The sequence below is a fragment of the Vulcanococcus limneticus LL genome (genome assembly GCF_002252705.1).
Classification (GTDB): Bacteria; Cyanobacteriota; Cyanobacteriia; order PCC-6307; family Cyanobiaceae; genus Vulcanococcus; species Vulcanococcus limneticus.
Genome location: NZ_NQLA01000048.1, coordinates 1 through 20,642 on the forward strand (window position 1 = coordinate 1; position 20,642 = coordinate 20,642).

Here is a 20,642-nt window from a genome sequence, read left to right on the forward strand (position 1 = left end):
GCTGCGTCACCTCGATGACACGGCAGACGTCGGCCACGGTCTTGCCCTGGGCGATCAGCTGCTCGGCGGTTTTGAGCTTGCGGATGATCTGCTCCGCCGTGTGCCTGGTGCGTTTCATGGTCGAGTCCCCGGCCCAGTCTGGCCGGATGAGGACTCTCATTCACCCTGGACCGGTTTCCGGGGTCCACGTCACGATCAGGCCCCGGTGCAGCTGGCAGGTGAGCAGGGGGATGCAGCTAGCACCAGCGTGGTGGCGGCACAAGTGGCAGGTGATGCAGGCCTGGCGGTTGCGGCTGGCCTGCAGTACGTCCTGATCGAGGTAGAGCCAGTCTTCCGTGCAGGGCTCAGCGGAAACAGGAGACGGAACAGCCATGGCAATGTCCGTTGGTGTACGCCTGTACTATGGCGGCAGAGCTGCGCCGCGTGAAGCTCGCCCCCTGAATCGCAGCGCCCTAACCGCAGCACCTGGCTCGCTCAGCTGTGGCGGATCTGGGCAATGGCGCTGTCGTGCAGGTGTTTCTCGTGGGCCTGGCGGATCGCCCAGGCCCGCTCCTGGCCCCGAACGTCGCCGCCGGCGTGGGGATCGGGATGGGTGGTGATCTGGGCCAGGCCCGCGTTCCGCCGGCGCAGCTCGCGCTGGTGGGCCACGGCCCAGGCCAGGAATTCGGGATCGGCCATCCGATCCTGCAGGGCGGCGTTGAGGGGGAGGGTCATGGGGTGGACTCGGGACAGGGCTGCGCTGAAGGGGCGGCTGCAGGGTGAAACGACTGGAGTGAGAACCCGTTGGGAAACCGGTGCCAGGGGCGGGGCTTAGGCCCGTGCCTGAGCTGTTCCCTCCATTCTGGGCCGCTCGCCTGGGCGCCCGGCAGCCCGACAGATCTCTTCACCGCTTTGCTGCGGCCCGGGCTGACCGCCTGCCAACCCCACTCGCAGCCCGTAGGGGGGATCGGTTGGAATGGGCCGAGCGTGCCCCCCGGGGCGAGACAGACACATGGCGGATCCGGTGACCCGGCTGGCGTATCAGACCCTGCAGCAGGGCAAGAGCCTCGTGGGCCTGGCCCACAAGGAGGTGAGCACCAAGCTGATGGAGCTGCTCGCGCCGGCGGGGGCCGTGCCCAAGACAGTGCCGGTGCCGCCCCAGACGCTGGCGGCCCTGCAGGCCTCCCACGGCCGGCTGCTGGAGGTGGACTGGAGGGAGTCCGTCGAAGGCCTCTACCCCCCCAGCCTGCTGTTCGATGCCCCCTGGCTGGAGTGGGCCAGCCGTTATCCGCTGGTGTGGTTGGACATGCCCTCCACCTGGAGTCGCCGCAGCGAGCGCCGGGTCGATGACCTGCCTGCCGAGATCAACCGCGACGACTACCCCGCCTATTACCTGCAGAACTTCCACCACCAGACCGATGGCTACCTGAGTGACTACTCGGCCTCGCTCTACGACCTGCAGGTGGAGATTCTGTTTAACGGCACCGCCGATCCGATGCGTCGACGCGTGCTCAAGCCCCTTGTGCAGGGCCTGCGTGCCTTCGCCGATCGCCCCGCCAGCCAGCTGCGCATCCTTGATGTGGCCACCGGCACCGGCCGCACCCTGCGCCAGATCCGCGGCGCCCTGCCCGAACCCCGCCTGATCGGTCTGGATCTCTCCCCCGCCTACCTGCGCCAGGCCAACCGCTGGCTCAGCCAGCTCCCCAACGAGTTGCCCCAGCTGGTGCAGGGCAACGCTGAGGCCATGCCCTTCGCCCGCGGCTCGATGCAGGCCGTGAGCTGCGTGTTCCTGTTTCACGAGCTGCCCGGCGAGGCGCGCCAGAACGTGCTCAACGAGTGCTTCCGGGTCCTGGAGAGCGGCGGTGTGCTTGTGCTGGCCGACTCGGTGCAGATGGCCGATTCGCCCCAGTTCCAGGCGGCGATGGATAACTTCCGCCGCGTCTTTCATGAGCCCTACTACCGCGACTACATCGGCGACGACATCGACGCTCGCCTGCAGGCGGCCGGATTCGGCGCGATCCGGGCCGAATCCCACCTGATGACGCGGGTCTGGACGGCCACCAAGCCCTGACAGGCGGGCTTACAGCGCCCTCGCCAACCAATAGGGTGCCGCCAGCAGTGACCTCGCCGATGGCGAATCCCTTCAGTATCAGGTGGCTGGACGGCTGGACCTTCCAGACCGTGTTCATGGAGGGTGCGGTGCAGGTCGAGGCCCATGGCTTCGGCATCTGTCTGCGCACCCCCCTGATGGCCGGCGAGAGTCCGATCACCGCGGCGGACCGGCTGGTGCTCGCTGAGGATCGCCGCCGCCGTTCCCTGCACACCGCCTGGCTGCGGGGCCAGCAGCTGCAGTCGGTGATTGAGCCGCCGCCGCTGGAGGGCGCCGCTGCGGAAGTGACGCCGGAGCTGGTGCCGGTGCGCGTCAGCGCTTGAGAAACACCGCCAGGATCAGGCCGGCCCCGCCCCAGCGCAGCGCCTTCCACAGCACCTCCTCCTGCCAGCGGCCCGGGCGCAGGGGGGCCGGCAGGGGATCGAACAGGCGCTGGGCCAAGGCCATGCGTTGACGCAGGCGCCGGGCCCGCAGGCTGTCGTCCCCGTCGCGCAGCCGCTCCGCCTGGGACACCTGGGCCATCAGCCCCGCCAGCTGGTGCAACCAGCGGATCGGCCGGTGCGGAGATCGCGTGGGCTGTTGCATCTCAGCGGGCGGCTGCACCAGGCCAGGATGGGGCCTTCGCGTCGCTCCCGTCCAGTGTCCGCCCCCCCCGCCAGCGCAGCCGCGCGCAACTCCACCGTGCGTGAGTCCGCCGCGGCGATGTCCCAGTGGCCTGAAGGCAGCCTGGACGCGGCCCAGGCCCTGCATCGCCTGCTGGCCATCGGCGATCGCCAGTGGCATGCCCTCAAGGGCCAACCCCAGCGCCGTGCGGCCGAACAGCTGGCCGCCGCCCTGGTGCAGCTGCTGGATTCCGCCAACTCGCCCGCTTCCCCCACCGCCACGCCCGCCCGCGAGGCGGCGACGGAACTCACGGCCCACGCCCTGGCCTGGCTGCAGGGGGAGCTGCGCGACCCTGGCTGCCCCCAGCACGGTCGCTAGCTCAGGCCCGGCCCGCCTGGCGGCGCGTGGCCACCTGCACGCGGTTTCCGCGCGGGCTCCAGCGCACGTCGTCAAAGCAGTGATGGATCAGGAACAGGCCCCGGCCGCAGGCCGAATCGGTGGCCTCAGGCAGAGCGTGGCCCCGGGCCTGGGTCCCCAGGCCATCGCCCTCATCCTGTACCTGCCAGATCACCCAGCGGGGCGAGATGATGCGCCGCACCCGCAGGCACTTGGCCGGATCGTTGCCATTGCCGTGGCGTACCGCGTTCACCAGCACCTCCTGCAGGCCCAGCTGCAGCGAGGCGCTCTGCTGGGCGCAGCGGATCGGCTCCAGCAGCAGCTCCAGCAGCGGCGCCAGATGGAGGGTGGATGGCGTGATGAAGTCGGACCAGCGCAGCGTCATGGATCCGGTTCAACACCGGTTTCGACCCTACCCCCCAGGCTGCCGCCAGCGGCTCCTGGCGACCTGGATCACGCCGTCACCCGCTGTTGCAGGGCTGGATGGGAGAGCAGGGCATCCATCAGCCGCACGCCGCGGAGCTGGTTCACCAGGGGCAGGTGCCCTTCCGGGGCCGTGATCGCCCAGGTGAAGGAGCCCGGGTAGCGGGTCCAGACCCCGTCGGCCTTCCAGCCGAGCCGTGACCAGAGTTGCTCCCAGCGGCCGCCCAGGCTGCGCAGCAGCCGCAGCTGCACCGAGAAGCCAAAACGGCCCTGGGAGTAGGTCACCCAGAGGCGGTCGATGCTCTCCAGGTCCACTGCCGGCATCGGCGGCACTTCGCTGTAATACACGTAGCCGCGCTGCACGGCGGCGGGGCCTGCGAGCTGGCGCAGGATCTCGCTGGTGATCCGGTCGGCCTGCTCGTACTCCTGGGCCATCAGGTGGCGCTGCAGGGGTGCGTAGTCGATGCCACGGGCGCTGCCGACGGCCAGCCAGCCCTCGGGATGGCGCAGCAGAAAGGCCTCGGCCAGGCCGTCGGGTGGGGCTGCACCATCGCCAGATGCGGCACTGTTGGCCGAACTGGACCCAAGGCCGGAACCGGTCGCCGGTTCAAGCAGCGCGTGGATCAGGCTGCCTGCCGCCCAGTCGTCCCCGGTGGCATCCAGCCGGTCGAGGGCATCGGGGATCAGGGGACGGATTTCGGCCGAGCGCTGCTGCAGCTGGGCCAGCAGGCTGCGGCGCTGGCGGGCGGAGCTGGAGAGGAAGCGCTCCAGCAGTTGGTCGGCGCTGGCCGTGGCGGAGACGGGGGGTCCGGAGAGCATGGGGGCGGGCCAGCCTGGTCGGTGCCAGCGTCAGGCCACTATGTCAGGCCAGGCTGGCTGCGGAGGCCGATGGCAGGGTTGGTGGTGCGCCAGGCGATTGAGCCCTTCCTCGCCGGTGCCGGTCCCGTGGTGGACGTGCGCAGCCCGGCGGAATTTGCCCAGGGCCACATCCCCGGCGCGCGCAATCTGCCTCTGTTCAGCGATGAGGGCCGGGCGGCCGTGGGGACCGCTTACAAGCAGCAGGGACGCCAGGCTGCCGTGCAGCTGGGGCTGGAGCTGGTGGGTCCGCGCCTGGGGGAGCTGGGGGCCAGCCTCAGTGGCTGGAGCCAGGAGGCGCATGGGGCGCCCCTGCGGTTGCACTGTTGGCGGGGCGGCATGCGCTCGGCCAGCGTCGCCTGGCTGGCCCAGACCCTGGAGTTGCCGGTGGCGCTGCTGGAGGGCGGCTACAAGGCCTACCGCCACTGGGTGCTGGAGCTGCTGGTGCGGCCCTGGCCCCTGCGGCTGCTGGGCGGCCGCACCGGCACCGGCAAGACCGACCTGCTGCTGGCCCTGGAGCGCCGCGGTGTGGCGGTGCTCGACCTGGAAGGCCTGGCCCATCACCGCGGCAGCAGTTTCGGCGGCCTGGGCCTGCCGCCCCAGCCCAGCAATGAGCACTACGAAAACCGGATTGCGGCCGTGCTGCAGGGCTGTGGCCAGGCCGCTGGGGAGATCTGGGTGGAGGCCGAGAGTGCCCAGGTGGGCCGCTGCCGCGTGCCGGCGGGGATCTGGCGACAGATGCAGACGGCGCCCCTGCTGGAGATCGCCCGTCCCCTGGAGGAGCGGCTGCGGCAGCTGGTGGCGGTCTATGGCGCCCAGGATCCGCTGGAGCTGGCCGAGGCCACACGCCGCATCGCCCGGCGCCTGGGGCCCCAGCGCACGGCGGCGGCCCTGGCGGCCATCGCCGAGTGCGACTGGGCCGGCGCCTGCCGCCAGATGCTCGACTACTACGACCGCTGCTACGACCACGAGCTGGAGCGCCATGGCCAGCAGGGGCAGGATCGGCACGGCCGGGATCAGGTGCTCCAGAGCCAGGGCAGCCCGGGCCAGGACAGCCCCGGCCCGGCGCACCAGGACCGCCTGCGGCGCAGTGTGGATCTGGGCCTCAGCTCGGCGGACCAGGCCGCGGAGCAGTTGATCGCCGCGGGGCTCGTCCAGCCAAGCCCTGCCTAGGATCGGATTTTCCGGGGCAGCCGATGGCCACGATTCAGTTCTTCCGTGGCGTGGATGAGCCCGTGGTGCCCGACATCCGCATGACCCGCTCCCGCGATGGGCGTACCGGCCAGGCGATCTTCGTGTTCGAGGAGCCCGAGGCCCTCGCCCCCGAGACCCTGGGCGACATCGGCGGCATGTATCTCATCGACGAGGAGGGCCAGCTGGTCACCCGCGAGGTGAATGCCCGCTTCGTGAACGGCAAGGCCGCCGCCCTCGAGGCCACCTACACCTGGAAGACCACCGAGGATTTCGAGCGCTTCATGCGCTTTGCCGAGCGCTACGCCACCACCAACGGCCTGGGCTTCGCCCAGTCGGGCGGCGACCAGGGCGAGGCCCCCGCTGACGCCGAGGCCTGAGGCGGGCATGCGCTTTGGCCAGGCCTTCGGACTGATCGCCACAGCGGCCGCGCTCTGGCTGCTGTGGAGCCTGCGCGAGGTGCTGCTGCTGGTGTTCGCGGCCATCGTGGTGGCGATGGCCCTGTGCACCCTGGTGGCCCTGGTGCGGGAGCGCCTGCGCTGCGGCCGCCCCCTGGCCCTGCTGCTCACTGTGGTGGGCCTGGCTGTGCTGCTGGTGGTGGTGGGCGCCACGGTGGTGCCACCCTTCCTCGACCAGTTCGCCCAGCTGCTGCGCAAGCTGCCGGCTGCCGCGGCGCTGCTGCAGAGCAGTCTGCGCCAGGCCCTCGATCAGGTCAGCCAGATGCTCTACGGCCAGCAGGCCCTGCAGTGGCTGCAGCAGGGCTGGGGTTCATCCAGCGAGCCGAACGGCGCCCTGGCCGCTGGGCTGGGGGGTGGCCTTCTGCGGCTGCTGGGGCTGGCCGGTGGCCTGGGCAGCGGCCTGATCCAGCTGCTGTTCGTGCTGGTGGTGAGTCTGATGATCACGGCCCAGCCCCACGCCTACCGGGAAGTGGCTGTGCTGCTGGTTCCCTCCTTCTATCGGCGCCGCTTCCGCACGGTGCTGCTGCTCTGCGGCGAAGCCCTCAGCAGCTGGATGGGGGGCCTGCTGATCAGTTCTCTGTGCGTGGCCGTGCTGGCGGGGATCGGCCTGTCGCTGCTGGGGGTGAAGCTGGTGGTGGCGAACGCCCTGCTGGCCGGCCTGCTCAACATCATTCCCAACATCGGCCCCACCCTCAGCACGGTGTTCCCGATGGCGGTGGCCCTGCTCGACTCCCCGTGGAAGGCCCTGGCGGTGCTGGTGCTCTATCTGGTGGTGCAGCACCTGGAGAGCTACGTGATCACCCCCTCGGTGATGCACCACCAGGTCAACCTGCTGCCCGGCCTCACCCTGATTGCCCAGTTCGTGTTCACCGTGCTGTTTGGGCCGCTCGGCCTGTTCCTGGCCCTACCCCTGGCGGTGTGTCTGCAGGTGTTGCTGCGCGAGGTGCTGATCCACGACGTGCTCGATCCCTGGAAGCAGCGCAGACTGGCCGCGTGATGCCAGCGATGCAATGAACGGCCGCACCCTGCTGGGCCTGCTGGCCCTTGTGGTGGTCGGGCTGCTGGCCTGGGAGCTGCGCTGGGTGCTGCTGGTGCTGTTCGGCGCCATCGTGCTGGCCGTGGCCCTGGATGTGCCCGTGGCCTGGCTGCGCCGGGTCACGCCCCTGAACCGGACCGCGGCCCTGGCTCTGGTGGTGGTGGTGCTGCTGCTGGGGGGCTGGAAGCTCGGAGAGCTGCTGATCCCCGAACTGCTGGATCAGGTGCAGGAGCTGATCCAGCTGGTGCCCGTGCTGATCACCCGGCTGGGCGAGATGGTGGGCGATGTGAAGCTGCTCCAGAGCCTGGAGAGCCGCATCCTCAGCCTCGCCACCCTCGACAAGCTGCAACCGGTGGGGGCCCAGCTGCTCGGTTTCGCCGGTGGCGCCGCCAACGGCACGATTCAGCTGCTGCTGCTGGTGTTGCTGGCAATCCTGCTGGCCCTCGATCCCCGCAGCCACCAGCGCCTGCTCATCGCCGCCACCCCCAGCAAGTACCGCCCCCTGGTGGGCGAGCTGCTGCGGGAATGCCGCGAGGCTCTGGGGGGCTGGCTGGCCGGCATGACGATCTCAGCCAGTGCCGTGTTCGTGCTCACCTGGGCGGGCCTGGCCCTGCTGCAGGTGCCCCTGGCCCTGCTGAGTGCGCTGGTGTGCGGTGTGCTCACCTTCGTGCCCACGATCGGCCCCACGGTCGCCACCCTGCTGCCCCTGGCGATGGCGATGCTGGTGTCGCCGGGGCGGGTGGTGCAGGTGCTCGTGCTGCGCCTGATCCTCCAGAACGGCGAGGCCTTCCTGCTCACCCCGATCCTGTTGAACCGCACCGCCCATCTGCTGCCCACCGTGGCCTTGATGGCCCAGCTCTGCCTCGGAGCGCTGCTGGGGCTGCCGGGGGTGCTGCTGGCCCTGCCCCTGGTGGTGGTGCTGCAGGTGCTGGCCGAGAAGGTGCTAGTGGAGCAGATCATGGACCGCTGGTGAGCCGATGCCGGCTGTGCCTAGCGGTAGCGGCGCACCAGGGAGGGCATCAGGGCCAGCACCACCACGGCCAAGGGATGCTGACCCGGGATGTAGCCAAGCGAGGCCCAGGTGAAGTGGTCGGCCAGAAGCTGCAGTTCAGCGCGTAGATCCAGCAGGGCCAGCAGGGCCAGCAACAGCGGGATCCAGGGAAAGCGCCGGGGCCGATCCGCCATCAGCGCCGCGCCAGCACGGGCAGAAGGGTTGGAGCCACCCCGATGCTGGACCAGCTCCCCACCCCGATGCCGATCGTGAGCGCCACCGCAAACCAGAACAGGCTGGAGCCGCCGAAGAAGATCAGGGCCAGCAGCGGCAGCAGCGTGGTGAGGGAGGTGTAGAGCGAGCGGGTGAGGGTGGCATCCACAGCCACATCCACCTGCTCCTCAAGCGGCAGACTGCCGAGGAGCGTCTTCTGTTCCCGAATTCGGTCGAACACCACCACCGTATCGGTCACGGAATAGCCGGCCACCGTGATCAATGAGACGGCAAACAGCGAATCCACTTCGATCCCCAGGATCAGGCCGAGCCAGGCGAACACCCCACAGGTGATGAGCACGTCGTGGGCCAGGGCCACCAGGGCCAGAACGGCGAAGATGCGGTCGTAGCGGGCGGTGATGTAGAGGGCGATGGCCGCAAAGCTCACCAGCAGCGACAGCACACTGCCCTGGAGCAACTGGAGGCCCAGGGTGGGGCCGATGGTGTCGACCGAGGTGCCCGCCTTGTTGAGGGGGCCAGCCAGATCATTCACCTTCTGGATCACGACGCTGGTCTGTTCTGGTCCCAGGGCCGGGAGCCGCAGCACGATCGACTGGCCCTGATCGAGCAGCTGCACCGCCACGCTGCTGATGTTGGGAGCCTTGTCGCCCTTTTCGGCCGGCAGGTCCAACCGGGCGAGTTGCTGCTGGACCTGCGGAGCTGTGATCGCTGGGCAACGGCCGCGCTCGCACTGGCGCTCGATCTGGATCTGGGTGCCGCCGGTGAAGTCCAGCCCCGGCTTCAGAGGCGCCTGGATGGCGGGGTTGAGCCAGCTCAGAACCAGGCCGATCACACTGAGCAGGCAGGCCAGGCCACTGCCGCCCCAGGCCAGGCGGCGGTAGCGGCTGATCCGGAAGCGGGGGCTGGGCGCGGCCTGGGTGGCGGCGCTCTTCAGATCGGGACTGGCGGTCATCAGGCAGCGCTGCCGGGCAGCTGGGCGGCGGGGAGGAAGTAGGTGCTGCGGCGCAGGGCCGGATAGCTCATCAGCAGCCGCAGCAGTGTGCGGGTGCAGGTGAGGGCGGTGAACAGGCTCAGCACAAGGCCGATGGCCAGGGTCACGGCGAAGCCCTTGACGAGGCCCGTGCCGAGGATGAACAGGGCGGCACAGCTGATCAGGCCCGTGACGTGGCCGTCGATGATCGAGGAGAAGGCCAGGGAGAAACCTGTGTCGATCGAGCGGATCAGGGTATTGCCGTCCCGCAGCTCCTCTTTGACCCGCTCGAAGATCAGCACGTTGGCATCCACTGCCATGCCCACCGAGAGGATGAAGCCGGCGATGCCCGGCAGGGTGAGGGTCACCGGGATCAGGGCATAGAGGGCCAGGTTGAACAGGGCGTAGAGGCTGAGGGCGATCACCGCCACGGCCCCCGCCAGGCGGTAGACCACCACCATGAACACGGCCACCAGGGCCAGGCCCGAGAGGGCCGCCACCAGGCTGGTGCGCACGTTCTCGGCCCCGAGGGTGGCGCCGATCGAGCGCTGCTCCACAACCTTCACTGGCAGCGGCAGGGAGCCACCGCGCAGCTGCACCTCAAGATCGCGGGCCTCCTCGGGTGTGAAGTTGCCGGTGATGCTGGCGGAGCCACCAGTGATGCCGGCCGCCTTGAACTGGGGCCCCACACTGGCCTCGCTGATCGAGCGACCGTCGAGAACGATGCCGAGCAGCCGCTCCGTGCCGGCGATGCCCTGGGTGAGGGCCGCAAACTTCTCGCCGCCTTCGCGGTTGAAGCTGAGGGTCACATCCCAGCCGGTGCCGGTCTGTTGCTGCTGGCGGCCAGCCCCGGTGAGGTCTTTGCCGGTCAGCTGGGCCGGCTCATAGAGGGCCACCACCTTGCGGTTCACCGCGTCCAGTAGCAGTTCGAGCTGCTCGGTTTCTGTGGCGCCCTCAGGCACGCTGATGCCCAGGCCTGTGAGGGCCTTCGCCAGGTCCTCGGCGGCGAAGCTGGCCTTGGCGGGCTCCGGCTGGCCCTGGACGGAGGCGGCGACCCTGGTGCGGCGTTGGTTGAGCACCGCCTCCGCCTGCCGCTTGAGCCTCAGCAGACCCTGCATCTCCCGCTCGGTGCCGGCCCGCTGGGCGCGGAATTCGAGCAGGGCGGTGGTGCCGAGCACCTTGGCGGCGCGGGAGGGGTCCTGCTCGCCGGGGAGCTGCAGCACCAGCTGGTCATCGCCCACGGTCTGCAGGGTGGATTCGGCCACCCCCAGGCCGTTGATGCGGCGCTCCAGCACATCCTTCACGGCCTCCAGCTGCTCCTTCTCCACCTTCTTCACGGTGCCGGCGGGCAGGACCTGCAGGGTGAGCTGGCTGCCGCCGCGCAGGTCGAGGCCGAGCTGGAGCGGGAAGCTCATCAGCAGGGCGCCGGCGGCGATCGCCAGGGCCAGGATCAGGGCGAGCCACCCCTGTTGGCGTGCCATCTCAGATCGTGCCCGCGTGCAGTTGCTTGGCGGCGTCCACGATCTGGTGGGGCTGGATGATCGTCAGGTTCTCCAGGGTTCCGTTGTAGGGCGTGGGGATGTCCTGGGATGAAAGGCGCACCGGCCGGGCATCGAGGTCGTCGAAGCAGTGTTCGGTGATCAGCGCGATCAGCTCGGCGCCAATGCCGCCGGTCTTCATGCACTCCTCCACCACCAGCACCTTGTGGGTCTTGCGGATGGAGCGGGCCACGGTCTCCATGTCGAAGGGCTTGAGGCTGATCAGGTCGATCAGCTCCACACTCACGCCTTCTTTCTCGAGCTGCTCCACGGCCTTGAGGCAGTGGTGGCGCATGCGCGAGTAGGTGAGGATCGTCACATCGCTGCCTTCTTGCACCAGATCCGCCTGGTCGAGGGCGCAGGTGTAGTCGCCCTCGGGGATGTCCTCGGAGAGGTTGTAGAGCAGCACGTGCTCAAAGAAGAGCACTGGGTTGTTGTCGCGGATGGCGGCCTTCATCAGGCCCTTGGCGTTGGTGGGGGTGCTCACCGCCACGATCTTGATGCCGGGCACCGCGTGGAAGTAGGCCTCCAGGCGCTGGCTGTGCTCGGCCCCCAGCTGCCGGCCCACCCCGCCGGGACCGCGCACGACGGTGGGGATTGTGAAGTTGCCGCCGCTGGTGTAGCGCAGCATCCCCATGTTGTTGGAGATCTGGTTGAACGCGAGCAGCAGGAAGCCCATGTTCATGCCCTCCACGATCGGGCGGAGGCCCGTCATCGCGGCGCCCACGGCCATGCCGGTGAAGGCGTTTTCGGCGATCGGGGTGTCGAGAACCCGCAGTTCGCCGTATTTCTCGTAGAGGTCCTTGGTGACCTTGTAGGAGCCGCCGTACTGGCCCACGTCCTCGCCCATGACGCACACATGGGGGTCGCGGGCCATCTCCTCGTCGATGGCCTCGCGCAGGGCGTTGAAGAGAAGCGTCTCTGCCACGGCTTGCGTTCGATTCCGGCTGCGGCCGGGGACTGTTCCGGCTTGAGCCAGATGTGGGGCCAACTTATCTCAGCTCTTCGCCGGCCCGGGCCGGCGGCTCAGCCGCCGGCGGCGAAGGTGGTGAGCAGCAGCACCGAGAGCAGCATCCCCGGCGAGAGCAGCAGGACCAGCAGTTCCAGGTCGTGGGCGGTCATGGCGGGAGGGAGCGCCCCTGCAGGCTAGGGAGTTTCCTCGGCTTGTCTCCAGCCCGGCATCAGGCTGCGCACGAAGGTCACGAACAGCCCCAGGCCCACGAAGGCGAAGGTGAAGGTGGCCAGGAAGCTCATGCCCACCACCAGGGTCTTGACGAAGGTGGCGATGCTCTGGGCAAAGCGCACGTCGTAGTGGGGTGGGTGCTCGGCGTAGTAGCCCACCACCCGAATCGAGAGCTGCAGGGCCAGCCAGCCCAGGCCGAAGCTGGTGAGAGAGCCCGAGAGGAAGCTGAGCGGACCCTTGCGGGGCCTGGCTGTCTCGCTCGCCAGGGGGGCGCTGGGTTCAGAGGCGACCGTGGGTCCAGGGTCGGTTCCAGCCACAGGCGCGGCGGCGCCTGATGGGCCTGAGGGCTGGTCCACGGCGGGGTCGCTGGCGTCGCTCACGGGGCTGGATCTCGGCTCAGACCAGGCTGACACCCGAGCCGGTGCAGCGGCAGCACCAGGCCTCGAAGCCAGCGGCCGCCAGCTCTGCCGCGAGGTCGGCCCGGGCCAGCTCGGCGGCGGCGAGGTCGGGGAAGAGGGCGAACAGGCTGGGCCCGCTCCCGCTCATGGCCACCGCCAGGGCCCCCGGCGCCTGGCGCAGCAGGGCGAGACCCTGGCGCACGCTGTCCACCATCGGTTCAACCACCGTCTGCAGGTCGTTGCGGATGGGCGGTAAGGGCGCCGCGCCCTGCAGGGCAGCGACCAGTGGCCCCCGGCGCAGGGCCTCGCGCCGCGCATCAAAAGCCGGCTCGCTGTCCAGGTAGGTGGAGCCCCGCTGCTCGCGGCAGCGCCCGTAGGCCCAGGGCGTCGAGACGCTGGAGGCGGGGTGCTTGATCAGCAGGACGCCCCAGGGTGGGGCTGCCGCCATGGCGACGGGTTCGAGTCGCTCGCCCCGGCCGAAGCACAGCTGGGTGCCCCCATCGAGGCAGAAGGGCATGTCCGAGCCCAGGGCCGTGGCCATGGCCTGCAGGTCCCCGGCGCCAAAGCCGCAGCCCCACAGGGCGTTGAGCCCCAGCAGTGCCGCGGCGCCGTTGCTGGAGCCGCCCGCCAGGCCGGCGCCGATGGGGATGCGCTTCTCCAGATGCATGCGGGCCCCCAGTTCCGGCAGCCCGGCGCGCGCGCGCAGCATCTCGCCCGCCTTGACGATCAGGTTGCTGCCATCGAGCGGCAGATCGGTGCGGTCGCAATCGAGCTGGATCCGGCCATCGGCGCTCGGGTTGAGGGTGAGCGTGTCGGCCAGATCCAGGGTCTGCATCAGCATTGCCAGCTCGTGGAAGCCGTCGGGACGCAGGCCCAGCACCTCCAGGTGCAGGTTGATCTTGGCCGGGGCCGATACGCGGAGCTCGGGCATGGGGAGGGACATCAGGCGGCCGGTAGGCCGCCACCGGTGGCCCGATTCAAGCCCGCCGCCAGGGCCACCCAGCGCTCGGGGGCCAGCTCCTGGGGCCGCTGCTGCAGGCCGATGCCCGCCTCGGCCGCCAGGTTCTGCAGCTGATCGGGTGGCAAAAGGCCCTGCAGGGTGTTGCGCACCATCTTGCGGCGGGCGCCGAAGCAGCGCCGCAGCAGCTGCTCCACAGTGCGCGCCAGGGCTGGGTCGAGGAGCTGCTCGGGCCGTAGCGGCTCCAGGAGCACCACCTCGCTCATCACCTTCGGCGGTGGCTGGAAGCAGCGCGGCGGCACAGGACAGACCGTGCGGCAGCTGGCCAGCAGCTGCATGCGCACGCTCAGGGCCGAGAAGGCGCTGCTGCCGGGCCTGGCGCGGATCCGCTCGCCCACCTCCTGCTGCACCAGCAGCACCAATCGCCCGTAGGGCCGCGGTGCAGGCCGATCCAGCCGGCCCACCAACCGCTCCAGCAGGGGGCCAGTGATGTTGTAAGGGATGTTGGCCACCACCTTGTGGGCCTCGGGCAGATCCACCGCCAGCACATCCCCCTCGCGCAGGGAGAAGCGCGGGTCGGCGCCGAATCGCTCGCGTAGGCCCACCACCAGATCCCGGTCCAGCTCCACGGCGGCCACGGCAGCGGCGGGCGAGGCCAGCAGCCGCTGGGTGAGGGCCCCCCGGCCCGGCCCCACCTCCAGCACCGTGTCGGCCGGACCGAGCTCAGCCGCCGCCACGATCCGGTTCAGCACCCCCTCGTCGTTGAGCCAGTGCTGGCCGAAGCGCTTGCGGGCGCGGTGGGCCGCGAATGTCATAGGGGTTTCAGGCGGCGGCACAGGCTCCAGATTGCCGCGTCGGCTTCCGTCACAGCCCCACCCCGCCGTTGAGCCCATAGCCGTTTTGCCTTGGGAGAACTGGCGCGCTGGAGGCTGGGAGCATCGGGCGGGGCTGGCGGCGGCCAGGAACCACTTGCCCAGGAGCGCTTCCGCGCATACACCTGGGGTCGTTGGCATCGGCCCATGCTCTTCCGTGCCCGCCCCTGGTTTCCCACACCCGGCCTTCTGCCCATCGCCGCTCTGTTGCACTCCGCTCTGCTGCTGGTGCTCCTCGCTGATGGCGCTCCCGCCCGAGCCGGCTCTGTGACCTCCCAGTCCACATGGGGCAAGGCCAACGCCATCGAGCGGGCGATGCAGCAGGTGCCCAAGGGCGCAACGGTCACGGGCACCAGCTGCGATGAGGTGAACGTGGGCATCGGCAACTACCGCTACATCTGCACCGTGGAGTACAGCGAGTCGCCGGTTGGCCCCGGCGCCGCTGGGTCCCCCGCGCCGGCTCCCGCATCAGGCCAGCCCTGAGCCGGGCCCGCCCTAACTCCAGCGGTGCCAGCGCACTGGGCCACAGGCCGGCGGCAGGGGCACCAGCGCCAGCACCAGCTCCACGCTGGAGCTGTGCCAGCGCGGGTGCTCCGCCAGCCAGCACTGCCAGCTGAGCCGCAGCCGTCGGCGCTTGCCGTGATCCAGGGCCGCCACGCCCCAGCCGTCGGGTCCACAGCGGCGTCGGGCCTTCACTTCCACCAGCAGCAGCCGGCCCGGTTCCTTGCTCATCAGCAGGTCGAGTTCGCCGTAGCGGCAGTGCCAGTTGTGCTCCAGCAGGCCCCAGCCCCGGTCGCGCAAGAGCCGCAGGGCCCGCTGCTCGGCCCAGGCTCCCTGGCGCTGGCGGTTGGTAGGGACCATGGATCGGCAGCACGTCCCCGAGCGTTCCCGCGGCGAGCTCGGTCGACGCCCCAGCGGGCGCGCTTGGTGGGTCCGTTGAGGGAACCCTGCCAGGGTCCGCCGTCCGAGCCATGGCAGAACACCAGCTGCAACCCCTGTACAGGCCCCTGCCCCCCGCAGCCAGCTCCCAGGCCCGGGCCATCGCCGTCAGGCCGGACGACTGGCTCGGCCACCTGCGCCCCTGGATCGAGCTGTGCGAGCGGGGCGTGGAGCCCTTTCTGGCCTGGCGGCTGCTTGCCGGGCAGCGGCAAGGCTCAGCACCGGACGAGCGCGGCGGAGCCGGCCGCTCCCCCTAGGGTTGGCCCAGTTGCGCTGCGTCCATGCCTCGGCCCCCGCTCACCCCCCGGCGCCGGGCGTGGTTCCTGGCGGGTCTGATCGGTTGCCTGGTAGCCCTGCTGGGCCTGGCGTCGCCGGTGCTTGCCGCCATGGACTACGCCAAGCAGGTGCTGATCGGCCACGATTTCGCCGACGCCGACCTGCGGGGGGTGACCTTCAACCTCACCAACCTGCGGGAAGCCGATTTCAACGGCGCTGACCTGCGTGGCGCCAGCCTGTTCGGCGCCAAGCTCCAGGACACCACCTTCCGCGGTGCCGACCTGCGCGACGCGACCCTGGATTCCGCCATCTTCGAAGGAGCGGATTTGAGCGACGCCGTGCTGGAGAACGCCTTTGCCTTCAACACCAAATTCCGGGACGTGGTGATCGCCGGGGCCGACTTCACCAACGTTCCCCTGCGCGGTGATGCCCTCAAGACCCTCTGCGCCGCGGCCACCGGCACAAACCCGGTGACTGGCCGGGTCACCCGCGATACCCTCGGCTGTCCCTGAGATGAGCTTCGACGCCCGCAGCCTGGAGCGGCTGCAGCAACTGGGCCGCAGCCTGCCCAAGCCCCTGCCCAATCCCGAGGCCCCCAAGCCGGCCACCCGGGCCACGGAACAGCGCCACAGGGTCGAGACCGAGACGGATCCCGAGGCCCTCTTCCATGAGCTGATCAAGGTGAGCCCAGACGGCACGGTGCCGCCGCACCTACTGGATCGCCTGCGCAGCGCCGAGGAGGAGCGGCGCCAAGGGGAGCGCGAGCGGCAGCGTCAGGCCCTGCGGCAACAGGCCGGGGCCCAGCTGGGCTCCCGCGCCGCTCCCGCTACCTCATCCGGTCAGGCCACCGACCAACGCGCTGCCGCCCGCCAGGGCAGTCTGCGGGCGAACCCCAAGCGGCCCAAGCCCAGCAGCGATCAGGAACTGGAGCTCTATTCCACCTTCCAGCAACTGCTGCTGGAAGGTGAGGGGGACGACTGATCCCCGGCGCCGGGGTTCAGCGCCGGCGGGAGCGGCCAGGCCCGGCGGCGGCTGTGGCGCGGGGCCCGCTCAGGTCGCGGCTGCTGCCGCTACTGCGGCCCCCGCGGGCGCCGGCACCGGGACGGCCACCGCCACCCCGGGATCCGCCGCGACCGCGGCCGCCACTGAGGTCCAGCGGCGGGGCCGAGAGGATCGTGGGTTCATAGCCCGGCACGGGCTGCTGCGGCAGGGGGTTGCCGATCATCCGCTCAATGGCCCGCAGCAGTTCATGTTCCTCGGCCGCCACCAGCGACACCGCATGGCCGCTGTGGCCGGCCCGACCGGTGCGGCCGATGCGGTGCACGTAGTCCTCGGCCTGGTTGGGCAGATCCAGGTTCACCACGTGGGGCAGCTGGTGGATGTCGATGCCGCGGGCGGCGATATCGGTGGCCACCAGCACCCGCACCTCGCCGCTCTTGAAGCCGGCCAGGGCCCGGGTGCGGGCCCCCTGGCTCTTGTTGCCGTGGATGGCGGCCGCGTTGATGCCCTCCTGGCTGAGGCGGTCGGCCAGGCGGTTGGCGCCGTGCTTGGTGCGTGAGAACACCAGCACCTGCTGCCAGTCGTTGCTCTGGATCAGGTGGCAGAGCAGCTCCGGCTTGCGGGCCATGTCGCAGGGGTGGAGCACGTGCTCCACCGTGGTGGCCGTGCGGTTTTCCGGGGTGGCCTGCAGCTGCACCGGGTTGTGCAGCAGGCCCGTGGCCAGGCGCCTGATCGAGGCCTCGAAGGTGGCCGAGAACAGCAGGTTCTGGCGCTTGGCTGGCAGCAGGGCCAGGATCTTCTGGATGTCGCGGATGAAGCCCATGTCGAGCATGCGGTCGGCTTCATCAAGCACCAGGATTTCGACCCGATCCAGCTTCACGGCGTTCTGCTGGGCCAGGTCCATCAGCCGGCCGGGGGTGGCCACCAGCACGTCGGCGCCACGGCGCAGCCGCTGCATCTGCGGGTTGATCTTCACCCCGCCGAATACCACGTCGGAGCGCAGATCGAGGTATCTGCCGTAGACAGCCACGCTCTCGCACACCTGGGCCGCCAGCTCGCGGGTGGGGGTGAGCACCAGGGCCCGCACCACGTTGTTGCGGGCGTGGGGGCCGTGGCGCAGCCGCTCCAGCATCGGCAGGGTGAAGCCGGCGGTCTTGCCGGTGCCGGTCTGGGCGGCGGCCATCACGTCGTGGCCGGCCAGCACCGCCGGGATGCACTGCTGCTGAATAGGGGAGGGCGTGGTGTAGCCCTTCTCCACCACCGCCTGCACGATCGGCAGACCCAGCCCCAGGGCCGCGAAGGCCGAGTCGTGTAGCTCCGGCGCGAAGTGAACGGGGATGCGGGTGCTGGGGGTGGCGTCCGGGGTGGGGTTCGATCCGGGGCCCGATGGGCTGGCCGCAACCGGCTGGGGACGGGAGGGACTGCGGCGGCCGCCCCGGGGCCGCGTGCGCTGCTCCTGACCCGGAGCGGGGTTGGTGGGCAGGGAAATCGGAGTCACCGGCAGGGGGATCACCCCAGCCTAGGAGGGGCCCGGCGTACCGCCCGCTACTGGCCTTCAGGGCCTGCTGGCCTCAGGCCCGATCTTCGGTGTAGAGCGCGCGGGCCTGCTCCAGCACAAGGGCCAGGTCGGCGTCCGCCAGGGCGAGGGCTTCGCTCCAGCCGGCCTCCCGCAGCCAGCGCCGGAAGCGCGTGAGATCCAGCTGCCCTGCAGGCGTCCCCGCCCCCACTGCGCCTGTCCCGCCGCTGCTGCCTGAGTCCAGCTGCAGGTCGGTGAAGAAGCGCTCCTGGGCCGCCAGCACCCGGAACTTGAGGAACTCCAGCAGCCGGGCCCGCAGCCACGCCGCCTGGTTGGGCTGGCGCAGCGGCTCAGAGGGGTTGGTGGTGGGCACAGCGTTCGCAGGGTCCATCGGGCAGCACGGCGCAGCGCAGCAGGGGGCTGCGGGCATTGAAGCGGCAGTTGGGATCGCCGATCACCCAGCGGTCCTGCCACCAGCGGGCATCGGCCGGCCGTACCTGGGGCTTCACCTGCAGGGCCACGCTGGTCAGTTCGTAGCGGCCGGCCTTCAGCTGGTAGCGGTGGTGGCGCTGCAGGACCAGAAAGCTGCGGTCCCCCACCACCAGCCAGCGGCCGGGATGGGGTACCTCCTCAAGATCGAGGCGATCGAGCAGTCGGTCGCTGCCGGCCTGACGCAACTCCACTCGCATGGTTCAGGGGCTGATCTCGCCCGGCGTCGGCTCGGGCCGGCGCTCGGAGAAGCCCCAGGCGAACAGGGCCGCCACGATCAGCAGCAGGCCCCACTCGGGCGGCACCAGCTGGGGAGCCGCCAGCCGCAGCAGCAGCCTTACCCCCACAAGCCCTACCGCCAGGTAGCCGGCGGTCTCCAGGCGCCGGAACACGGCAAGCCAGCGGATGAACAGGGCCGAGGTGAGCCGCAGGGCGACGACCCCGATCACACCGCCCGCCATCACCAACAGCAGGTTGTCGCTCACGGCCACGGCTGCGGCCACGCTGTCGACCGAGAAGGCCAGGTCGGTGAAGGCCAGGGTGGCCACCACCGCCCCCAGGCTGCGGTGGTGGTGGGGATGGTGGTGGTGTGCTGGATGGCCGTCCGATCCCAGCGTGCTGGCCTCTTCCCCATCCTCCTCGTTGAACAGGGGCAGCAGGTTGGAGCCGCACAGCCACAGCAGATAGGCCGCCGCGGCCAGTTGCAGGGGCCAGAAATCCAGCACCCAGCTGGCGGCGGCGATCAGCACCAGCCGGAACGCCAGGGCCAGGGCCAGGCCGAGGTTGAGGGCCCGGCTCTGTTGGGCGGGGTCCTTGAGGCCGCGGGAGATGGCCGCCAGGGCAATGGCGTTGTCGGCCGAGAGCACGGCCTCCAGGGCCACGAGCAGGGGCAGCAGCAGCAGCACCTCCCCCCACTGGTCGGCGCTCTGGATCAGGGGCGAGAGGGAGGGGATCGACTCCGCTTCCATGCAAAACCTGCGGTGGAGACCCTGCAGCGGATCGGGGCAGGAGCCACTCTAGGAAGGTGTTTCACGGGGAACGCCCCAGCGATGCAGCTCCGGGCCCGACTGGTGCACGCCGACTCCGGACTGCGGGTGGTACAGGTGAGCGCCTGGCAGGGAGGCGAGTGTCTGGGCAGTGCCCTGGGGGAGGCCGGCGACGCCGAGCAGGCGGAGGAGCGGGCCCTGGCCCGGCTGGTGGAGCGGCTGGAGCGTCAGCCTGGAGCCCCAGCCGGCTCGGATGCGGCGCCGATGGGACGCAGGGATTCCCCGAACGGTTCGGGGGTGCCTCGGCCTGGGGCTTGGACGGCTCCTGGAGCGCCTGGATCGGCTCCAGCGGCCGCAGCCGCGTCGGTGTCGGGGGCGGCCGCGAGCTTCGTAACGGCGTCCCCCCGCCGGGCCGCTCTGGACGAGGGCGCTGGCACGCTGCCCTCGGCTCCGGCTCCGGCTCCGGCTCCGGCTCCGGCTCCGGCGGCCGCTGCGGCGCAGCAACCCAGCCTGGATCTGCGCCCCCAGGCCCCTGCGCCCCCCTCGGCTGGACTGGCCCCAGCTGCGCAGCCTCCGTCCCCCCCTTCGGCACCCGCCCCGACGGCCATGGCTCCCCCCCCACCGGAGCCGCCCCCGGCGGACCCCGACGACTGGAGCGACGAACTCGCTGCTCTCGACCTGCAGCTGCTGCGCATCGGCTGGCAGCGGGAGGAGGAGGCCACCTATCTGGAGCGGGCCTTCGGCCACCCCAGCCGCTCCCGGCTCACCACCTACCGCGACCTCAGTGCCTACCTCCAGTCCGTGAGCCAGTTCGCCCCTGGGACCGATCCGGCCCGCGCGCCGGTGCCCCTGCGCCGCAGTGAGCTGCTCGGCCAGTGCGACCTGCTGCTGGCCCAGCTGGGCTGGGATGCGGCCCGGGGGCGTCGCTTCCTGGAGGAGCAGTTCCAGCTGGCCAGCCGCCAGCAGCTCAGCGACGAGCAGCTCCTGCACTTCAACATGCTGCTGGAGAGCGAACTGCTGTCCCATGCAGAACCGCTGACTCCGCCCCAGGCGGTTGTGCTGCCGCAGACCCCGGGGCCTGGCGCGGCCCCGGGTGGGCCCGGGCTGCGGCTGGGCCCGGGCTAGCACCTGTTCCTAGGAGGCTTCTGAAATAGCCGCCCAGACCCGCGCCGCATTGCTGTTGCCGCTCCTGCCGTGGCCGGTACCTGTCATCTGGGGCTCTTGATCAGCAATTCGGGGGCG

At 70.5% G+C, this 20,642-nt stretch carries 29 protein-coding genes; 12 read left to right on the forward strand and 17 right to left on the reverse strand.

What is annotated here, in order from left to right:
* Positions 1-160: 160 nt before the first annotated feature.
* Together CJZ98_RS14335 and CJZ98_RS14340 are read right to left on the reverse strand one after the other, a co-directional pair.
* Positions 161-373, reverse strand: coding sequence for a hypothetical protein (locus CJZ98_RS14335; RefSeq protein WP_094591812.1), 213 nt, complete (start codon positions 371-373; stop codon positions 161-163).
* A gap of 101 nt (positions 374-474) precedes the next feature.
* Complete coding sequence (locus CJZ98_RS14340; RefSeq protein WP_094591813.1) at positions 475-714, reverse strand: hypothetical protein; 240 nt, start codon at positions 712-714, stop codon at positions 475-477.
* A 277-nt stretch (positions 715-991) separates the two neighbouring features.
* Here CJZ98_RS14340 and CJZ98_RS14345 point away from each other — a divergent pair, with 277 nt between their 5' ends.
* A complete protein-coding gene (locus CJZ98_RS14345; RefSeq protein WP_094591814.1) occupies positions 992-2,050 on the forward strand; it encodes a class I SAM-dependent methyltransferase in 1,059 nt (352 codons plus the stop codon).
* A gap of 59 nt (positions 2,051-2,109) precedes the next feature.
* Positions 2,110-2,412 (forward strand): copper-binding protein, encoded by a 303-nt coding sequence (locus CJZ98_RS14350; protein WP_094591815.1) that lies wholly within the window; start codon positions 2,110-2,112, stop codon positions 2,410-2,412.
* Here the strand turns inward: CJZ98_RS14350 and CJZ98_RS14355 are convergent.
* Complete coding sequence (locus CJZ98_RS14355) at positions 2,402-2,674, reverse strand: hypothetical protein (RefSeq protein ID WP_094591816.1); 273 nt, start codon at positions 2,672-2,674, stop codon at positions 2,402-2,404. The two genes, CJZ98_RS14350 and CJZ98_RS14355, sit on opposite strands and share 11 nt — an antisense overlap.
* A 54-nt stretch (positions 2,675-2,728) precedes the next feature.
* Between CJZ98_RS14355 and CJZ98_RS14360 the strand changes: the two genes are divergently transcribed.
* A complete protein-coding gene (locus CJZ98_RS14360) occupies positions 2,729-3,070 on the forward strand; it encodes a DUF6439 family protein (RefSeq protein WP_315855816.1) in 342 nt (113 codons plus the stop codon).
* Between the two features lies 1 nt (position 3,071).
* On the opposite strand, the gene CJZ98_RS14365 is transcribed toward CJZ98_RS14360, so the two are convergent.
* A complete protein-coding gene (locus CJZ98_RS14365; protein ID WP_094591817.1) occupies positions 3,072-3,473 on the reverse strand; it encodes an ATP-binding protein in 402 nt (133 codons plus the stop codon).
* A 68-nt stretch (positions 3,474-3,541) separates the two neighbouring features.
* Positions 3,542-4,330 carry a GUN4 domain-containing protein gene (locus tag CJZ98_RS14370; RefSeq protein ID WP_094591818.1) on the reverse strand — a complete coding sequence of 263 codons (789 nt, stop codon included), beginning with the start codon at positions 4,328-4,330 and terminating at the stop codon, positions 3,542-3,544.
* A gap of 69 nt (positions 4,331-4,399) precedes the next feature.
* On the opposite strand from CJZ98_RS14370, the gene mnmH reads away from it, so the two are divergent.
* The 4 genes from mnmH to CJZ98_RS14390 are packed head-to-tail and all read left to right on the forward strand — an operon-like array spanning position 4,400 to position 8,024.
* Entirely contained in the window at positions 4,400-5,539 is a 1,140-nt protein-coding gene (mnmH, locus tag CJZ98_RS14375; RefSeq protein WP_094591819.1) for a tRNA 2-selenouridine(34) synthase MnmH, read from the forward strand.
* Between the two features lie 23 nt (positions 5,540-5,562).
* On the forward strand, positions 5,563-5,937 hold the full coding sequence (psb28, locus tag CJZ98_RS14380) for a photosystem II reaction center protein Psb28 (RefSeq protein ID WP_094591820.1): 375 nt from the start codon (positions 5,563-5,565) through the stop codon (positions 5,935-5,937).
* 7 nt (positions 5,938-5,944) lie between these two features.
* On the forward strand, positions 5,945-7,012 hold the full coding sequence (locus CJZ98_RS14385) for an AI-2E family transporter (protein ID WP_094591821.1): 1,068 nt from the start codon (positions 5,945-5,947) through the stop codon (positions 7,010-7,012).
* Positions 7,013-7,025: 13 nt separating this feature from the next.
* Positions 7,026-8,024, forward strand: coding sequence for an AI-2E family transporter (locus CJZ98_RS14390; protein ID WP_094591822.1), 999 nt, complete (start codon positions 7,026-7,028; stop codon positions 8,022-8,024).
* A gap of 17 nt (positions 8,025-8,041) precedes the next feature.
* Here CJZ98_RS14390 and CJZ98_RS14395 read toward each other — a convergent pair whose 3' ends face one another.
* The 7 genes from CJZ98_RS14395 to rsmA form a co-directional block, all read right to left on the reverse strand.
* Complete coding sequence (locus CJZ98_RS14395; protein ID WP_094591823.1) at positions 8,042-8,236, reverse strand: hypothetical protein; 195 nt, start codon at positions 8,234-8,236, stop codon at positions 8,042-8,044.
* Positions 8,236-9,228 carry a protein translocase subunit SecF gene (gene secF, locus CJZ98_RS14400; RefSeq protein ID WP_094591824.1) on the reverse strand — a complete coding sequence of 331 codons (993 nt, stop codon included), beginning with the start codon at positions 9,226-9,228 and terminating at the stop codon, positions 8,236-8,238. Before secF ends, CJZ98_RS14395 begins: the two co-directional genes overlap by 1 nt.
* Positions 9,228-10,727 (reverse strand): protein translocase subunit SecD, encoded by a 1,500-nt coding sequence (secD, locus tag CJZ98_RS14405; protein ID WP_094591825.1) that lies wholly within the window; start codon positions 10,725-10,727, stop codon positions 9,228-9,230. The genes secF and secD overlap by 1 nt, the downstream gene beginning before the upstream one ends.
* 1 nt (position 10,728) lies before the next feature.
* Positions 10,729-11,712: a pyruvate dehydrogenase complex E1 component subunit beta gene (locus tag CJZ98_RS14410; protein WP_094591826.1), complete on the reverse strand. Its 984-nt coding sequence runs from the start codon at positions 11,710-11,712 to the stop codon at positions 10,729-10,731.
* 218 nt (positions 11,713-11,930) lie between these two features.
* The gene (locus CJZ98_RS14415) at positions 11,931-12,233 is read right to left on the reverse strand and encodes a DUF3082 domain-containing protein (protein ID WP_094591837.1); all 303 of its coding nucleotides are present in this window, start codon (positions 12,231-12,233) and stop codon (positions 11,931-11,933) included.
* Positions 12,234-12,363: 130 nt separating this feature from the next.
* Positions 12,364-13,296 carry a 4-(cytidine 5'-diphospho)-2-C-methyl-D-erythritol kinase gene (gene ispE, locus CJZ98_RS14420; protein ID WP_094591838.1) on the reverse strand — a complete coding sequence of 311 codons (933 nt, stop codon included), beginning with the start codon at positions 13,294-13,296 and terminating at the stop codon, positions 12,364-12,366.
* Between the two features lie 11 nt (positions 13,297-13,307).
* Positions 13,308-14,138 (reverse strand): 16S rRNA (adenine(1518)-N(6)/adenine(1519)-N(6))-dimethyltransferase RsmA, encoded by an 831-nt coding sequence (gene rsmA, locus CJZ98_RS14425; RefSeq protein ID WP_094591827.1) that lies wholly within the window; start codon positions 14,136-14,138, stop codon positions 13,308-13,310.
* A gap of 204 nt (positions 14,139-14,342) precedes the next feature.
* Here rsmA and CJZ98_RS14430 point away from each other — a divergent pair, with 204 nt between their 5' ends.
* Positions 14,343-14,678, forward strand: coding sequence for a hypothetical protein (locus CJZ98_RS14430; protein ID WP_198537835.1), 336 nt, complete (start codon positions 14,343-14,345; stop codon positions 14,676-14,678).
* A gap of 12 nt (positions 14,679-14,690) precedes the next feature.
* Here the strand turns inward: CJZ98_RS14430 and CJZ98_RS14435 are convergent, their stop codons facing one another.
* Positions 14,691-15,056 (reverse strand): YraN family protein, encoded by a 366-nt coding sequence (locus CJZ98_RS14435; RefSeq protein WP_094591828.1) that lies wholly within the window; start codon positions 15,054-15,056, stop codon positions 14,691-14,693.
* A gap of 110 nt (positions 15,057-15,166) precedes the next feature.
* Here CJZ98_RS14435 and CJZ98_RS14440 point away from each other — a divergent pair, with 110 nt between their 5' ends.
* From CJZ98_RS14440 to CJZ98_RS14450, 3 genes are read left to right on the forward strand one after another with little or no spacing between them, the layout of a single operon-like run.
* Entirely contained in the window at positions 15,167-15,391 is a 225-nt protein-coding gene (locus CJZ98_RS14440) for a hypothetical protein (RefSeq protein ID WP_094591829.1), read from the forward strand.
* Positions 15,392-15,415: 24 nt separating this feature from the next.
* The gene (locus CJZ98_RS14445) at positions 15,416-15,922 is read left to right on the forward strand and encodes a pentapeptide repeat-containing protein (RefSeq protein WP_094591830.1); all 507 of its coding nucleotides are present in this window, start codon (positions 15,416-15,418) and stop codon (positions 15,920-15,922) included.
* A gap of 1 nt (position 15,923) precedes the next feature.
* Positions 15,924-16,391 (forward strand): hypothetical protein, encoded by a 468-nt coding sequence (locus tag CJZ98_RS14450; RefSeq protein WP_094591831.1) that lies wholly within the window; start codon positions 15,924-15,926, stop codon positions 16,389-16,391.
* Between the two features lie 16 nt (positions 16,392-16,407).
* Here CJZ98_RS14450 and CJZ98_RS14455 read toward each other — a convergent pair whose 3' ends face one another.
* The 4 genes from CJZ98_RS14455 to CJZ98_RS14470 all read right to left on the reverse strand — a co-directional run bounded on the left by CJZ98_RS14455 (position 16,408) and on the right by CJZ98_RS14470 (position 19,382).
* On the reverse strand, positions 16,408-17,670 hold the full coding sequence (locus CJZ98_RS14455; RefSeq protein WP_255082655.1) for a DEAD/DEAH box helicase: 1,263 nt from the start codon (positions 17,668-17,670) through the stop codon (positions 16,408-16,410).
* A gap of 310 nt (positions 17,671-17,980) precedes the next feature.
* Positions 17,981-18,316: a hypothetical protein gene (locus tag CJZ98_RS14460; RefSeq protein WP_232756496.1), complete on the reverse strand. Its 336-nt coding sequence runs from the start codon at positions 18,314-18,316 to the stop codon at positions 17,981-17,983.
* Complete coding sequence (locus tag CJZ98_RS14465; RefSeq protein WP_094591833.1) at positions 18,276-18,614, reverse strand: DUF6464 family protein; 339 nt, start codon at positions 18,612-18,614, stop codon at positions 18,276-18,278. The genes CJZ98_RS14460 and CJZ98_RS14465 overlap by 41 nt, the downstream gene beginning before the upstream one ends.
* Before the next feature lie 3 nt (positions 18,615-18,617).
* Positions 18,618-19,382, reverse strand: coding sequence for a TerC family protein (locus CJZ98_RS14470; protein ID WP_094591834.1), 765 nt, complete (start codon positions 19,380-19,382; stop codon positions 18,618-18,620).
* An 81-nt stretch (positions 19,383-19,463) separates the two neighbouring features.
* On the opposite strand from CJZ98_RS14470, the gene CJZ98_RS18450 reads away from it, so the two are divergent.
* Entirely contained in the window at positions 19,464-20,525 is a 1,062-nt protein-coding gene (locus CJZ98_RS18450; RefSeq protein WP_157911015.1) for a hypothetical protein, read from the forward strand.
* Positions 20,526-20,642: the final 117 nt, after the last annotated feature.

What these genes read in the sequence shown, in the direction of transcription:
- CJZ98_RS14470 (WP_094591834.1), bottom strand. Translation starts at nt 19,382, where the DNA reads ATGGAAGCGGAGTCGATCCCCTCCCTCTCGCCCCTGATCCAGAGCGCC.
- CJZ98_RS14345 (WP_094591814.1), top strand. Translation starts at nt 992, where the DNA reads ATGGCGGATCCGGTGACCCGGCTGGCGTATCAGACCCTGCAGCAGGGC.
- CJZ98_RS14460 (WP_232756496.1), bottom strand. Translation starts at nt 18,316, where the DNA reads ATGGACCCTGCGAACGCTGTGCCCACCACCAACCCCTCTGAGCCGCTG.
- CJZ98_RS14465 (WP_094591833.1), bottom strand. Translation starts at nt 18,614, where the DNA reads ATGCGAGTGGAGTTGCGTCAGGCCGGCAGCGACCGACTGCTCGATCGC.
- CJZ98_RS18450 (WP_157911015.1), top strand. Translation starts at nt 19,464, where the DNA reads ATGCAGCTCCGGGCCCGACTGGTGCACGCCGACTCCGGACTGCGGGTG.
- CJZ98_RS14390 (WP_094591822.1), top strand. Translation starts at nt 7,026, where the DNA reads ATGAACGGCCGCACCCTGCTGGGCCTGCTGGCCCTTGTGGTGGTCGGG.
- CJZ98_RS14445 (WP_094591830.1), top strand. Translation starts at nt 15,416, where the DNA reads ATGCCTCGGCCCCCGCTCACCCCCCGGCGCCGGGCGTGGTTCCTGGCG.
- secD (WP_094591825.1), bottom strand. Translation starts at nt 10,727, where the DNA reads ATGGCACGCCAACAGGGGTGGCTCGCCCTGATCCTGGCCCTGGCGATC.
- secF (WP_094591824.1), bottom strand. Translation starts at nt 9,228, where the DNA reads ATGACCGCCAGTCCCGATCTGAAGAGCGCCGCCACCCAGGCCGCGCCC.
- CJZ98_RS14385 (WP_094591821.1), top strand. Translation starts at nt 5,945, where the DNA reads ATGCGCTTTGGCCAGGCCTTCGGACTGATCGCCACAGCGGCCGCGCTC.
- CJZ98_RS14450 (WP_094591831.1), top strand. Translation starts at nt 15,924, where the DNA reads ATGAGCTTCGACGCCCGCAGCCTGGAGCGGCTGCAGCAACTGGGCCGC.
- CJZ98_RS14340 (WP_094591813.1), bottom strand. Translation starts at nt 714, where the DNA reads ATGACCCTCCCCCTCAACGCCGCCCTGCAGGATCGGATGGCCGATCCC.
- CJZ98_RS14370 (WP_094591818.1), bottom strand. Translation starts at nt 4,330, where the DNA reads ATGCTCTCCGGACCCCCCGTCTCCGCCACGGCCAGCGCCGACCAACTG.
- CJZ98_RS14355 (WP_094591816.1), bottom strand. Translation starts at nt 2,674, where the DNA reads ATGCAACAGCCCACGCGATCTCCGCACCGGCCGATCCGCTGGTTGCAC.
- CJZ98_RS14395 (WP_094591823.1), bottom strand. Translation starts at nt 8,236, where the DNA reads ATGGCGGATCGGCCCCGGCGCTTTCCCTGGATCCCGCTGTTGCTGGCC.
- CJZ98_RS14365 (WP_094591817.1), bottom strand. Translation starts at nt 3,473, where the DNA reads ATGACGCTGCGCTGGTCCGACTTCATCACGCCATCCACCCTCCATCTG.
- ispE (WP_094591838.1), bottom strand. Translation starts at nt 13,296, where the DNA reads ATGCCCGAGCTCCGCGTATCGGCCCCGGCCAAGATCAACCTGCACCTG.
- CJZ98_RS14440 (WP_094591829.1), top strand. Translation starts at nt 15,167, where the DNA reads ATGGCAGAACACCAGCTGCAACCCCTGTACAGGCCCCTGCCCCCCGCA.
- CJZ98_RS14350 (WP_094591815.1), top strand. Translation starts at nt 2,110, where the DNA reads ATGGCGAATCCCTTCAGTATCAGGTGGCTGGACGGCTGGACCTTCCAG.
- rsmA (WP_094591827.1), bottom strand. Translation starts at nt 14,138, where the DNA reads ATGACATTCGCGGCCCACCGCGCCCGCAAGCGCTTCGGCCAGCACTGG.
- CJZ98_RS14335 (WP_094591812.1), bottom strand. Translation starts at nt 373, where the DNA reads ATGGCTGTTCCGTCTCCTGTTTCCGCTGAGCCCTGCACGGAAGACTGG.
- psb28 (WP_094591820.1), top strand. Translation starts at nt 5,563, where the DNA reads ATGGCCACGATTCAGTTCTTCCGTGGCGTGGATGAGCCCGTGGTGCCC.
- CJZ98_RS14435 (WP_094591828.1), bottom strand. Translation starts at nt 15,056, where the DNA reads ATGGTCCCTACCAACCGCCAGCGCCAGGGAGCCTGGGCCGAGCAGCGG.
- CJZ98_RS14430 (WP_198537835.1), top strand. Translation starts at nt 14,343, where the DNA reads ATGCTCTTCCGTGCCCGCCCCTGGTTTCCCACACCCGGCCTTCTGCCC.
- mnmH (WP_094591819.1), top strand. Translation starts at nt 4,400, where the DNA reads ATGGCAGGGTTGGTGGTGCGCCAGGCGATTGAGCCCTTCCTCGCCGGT.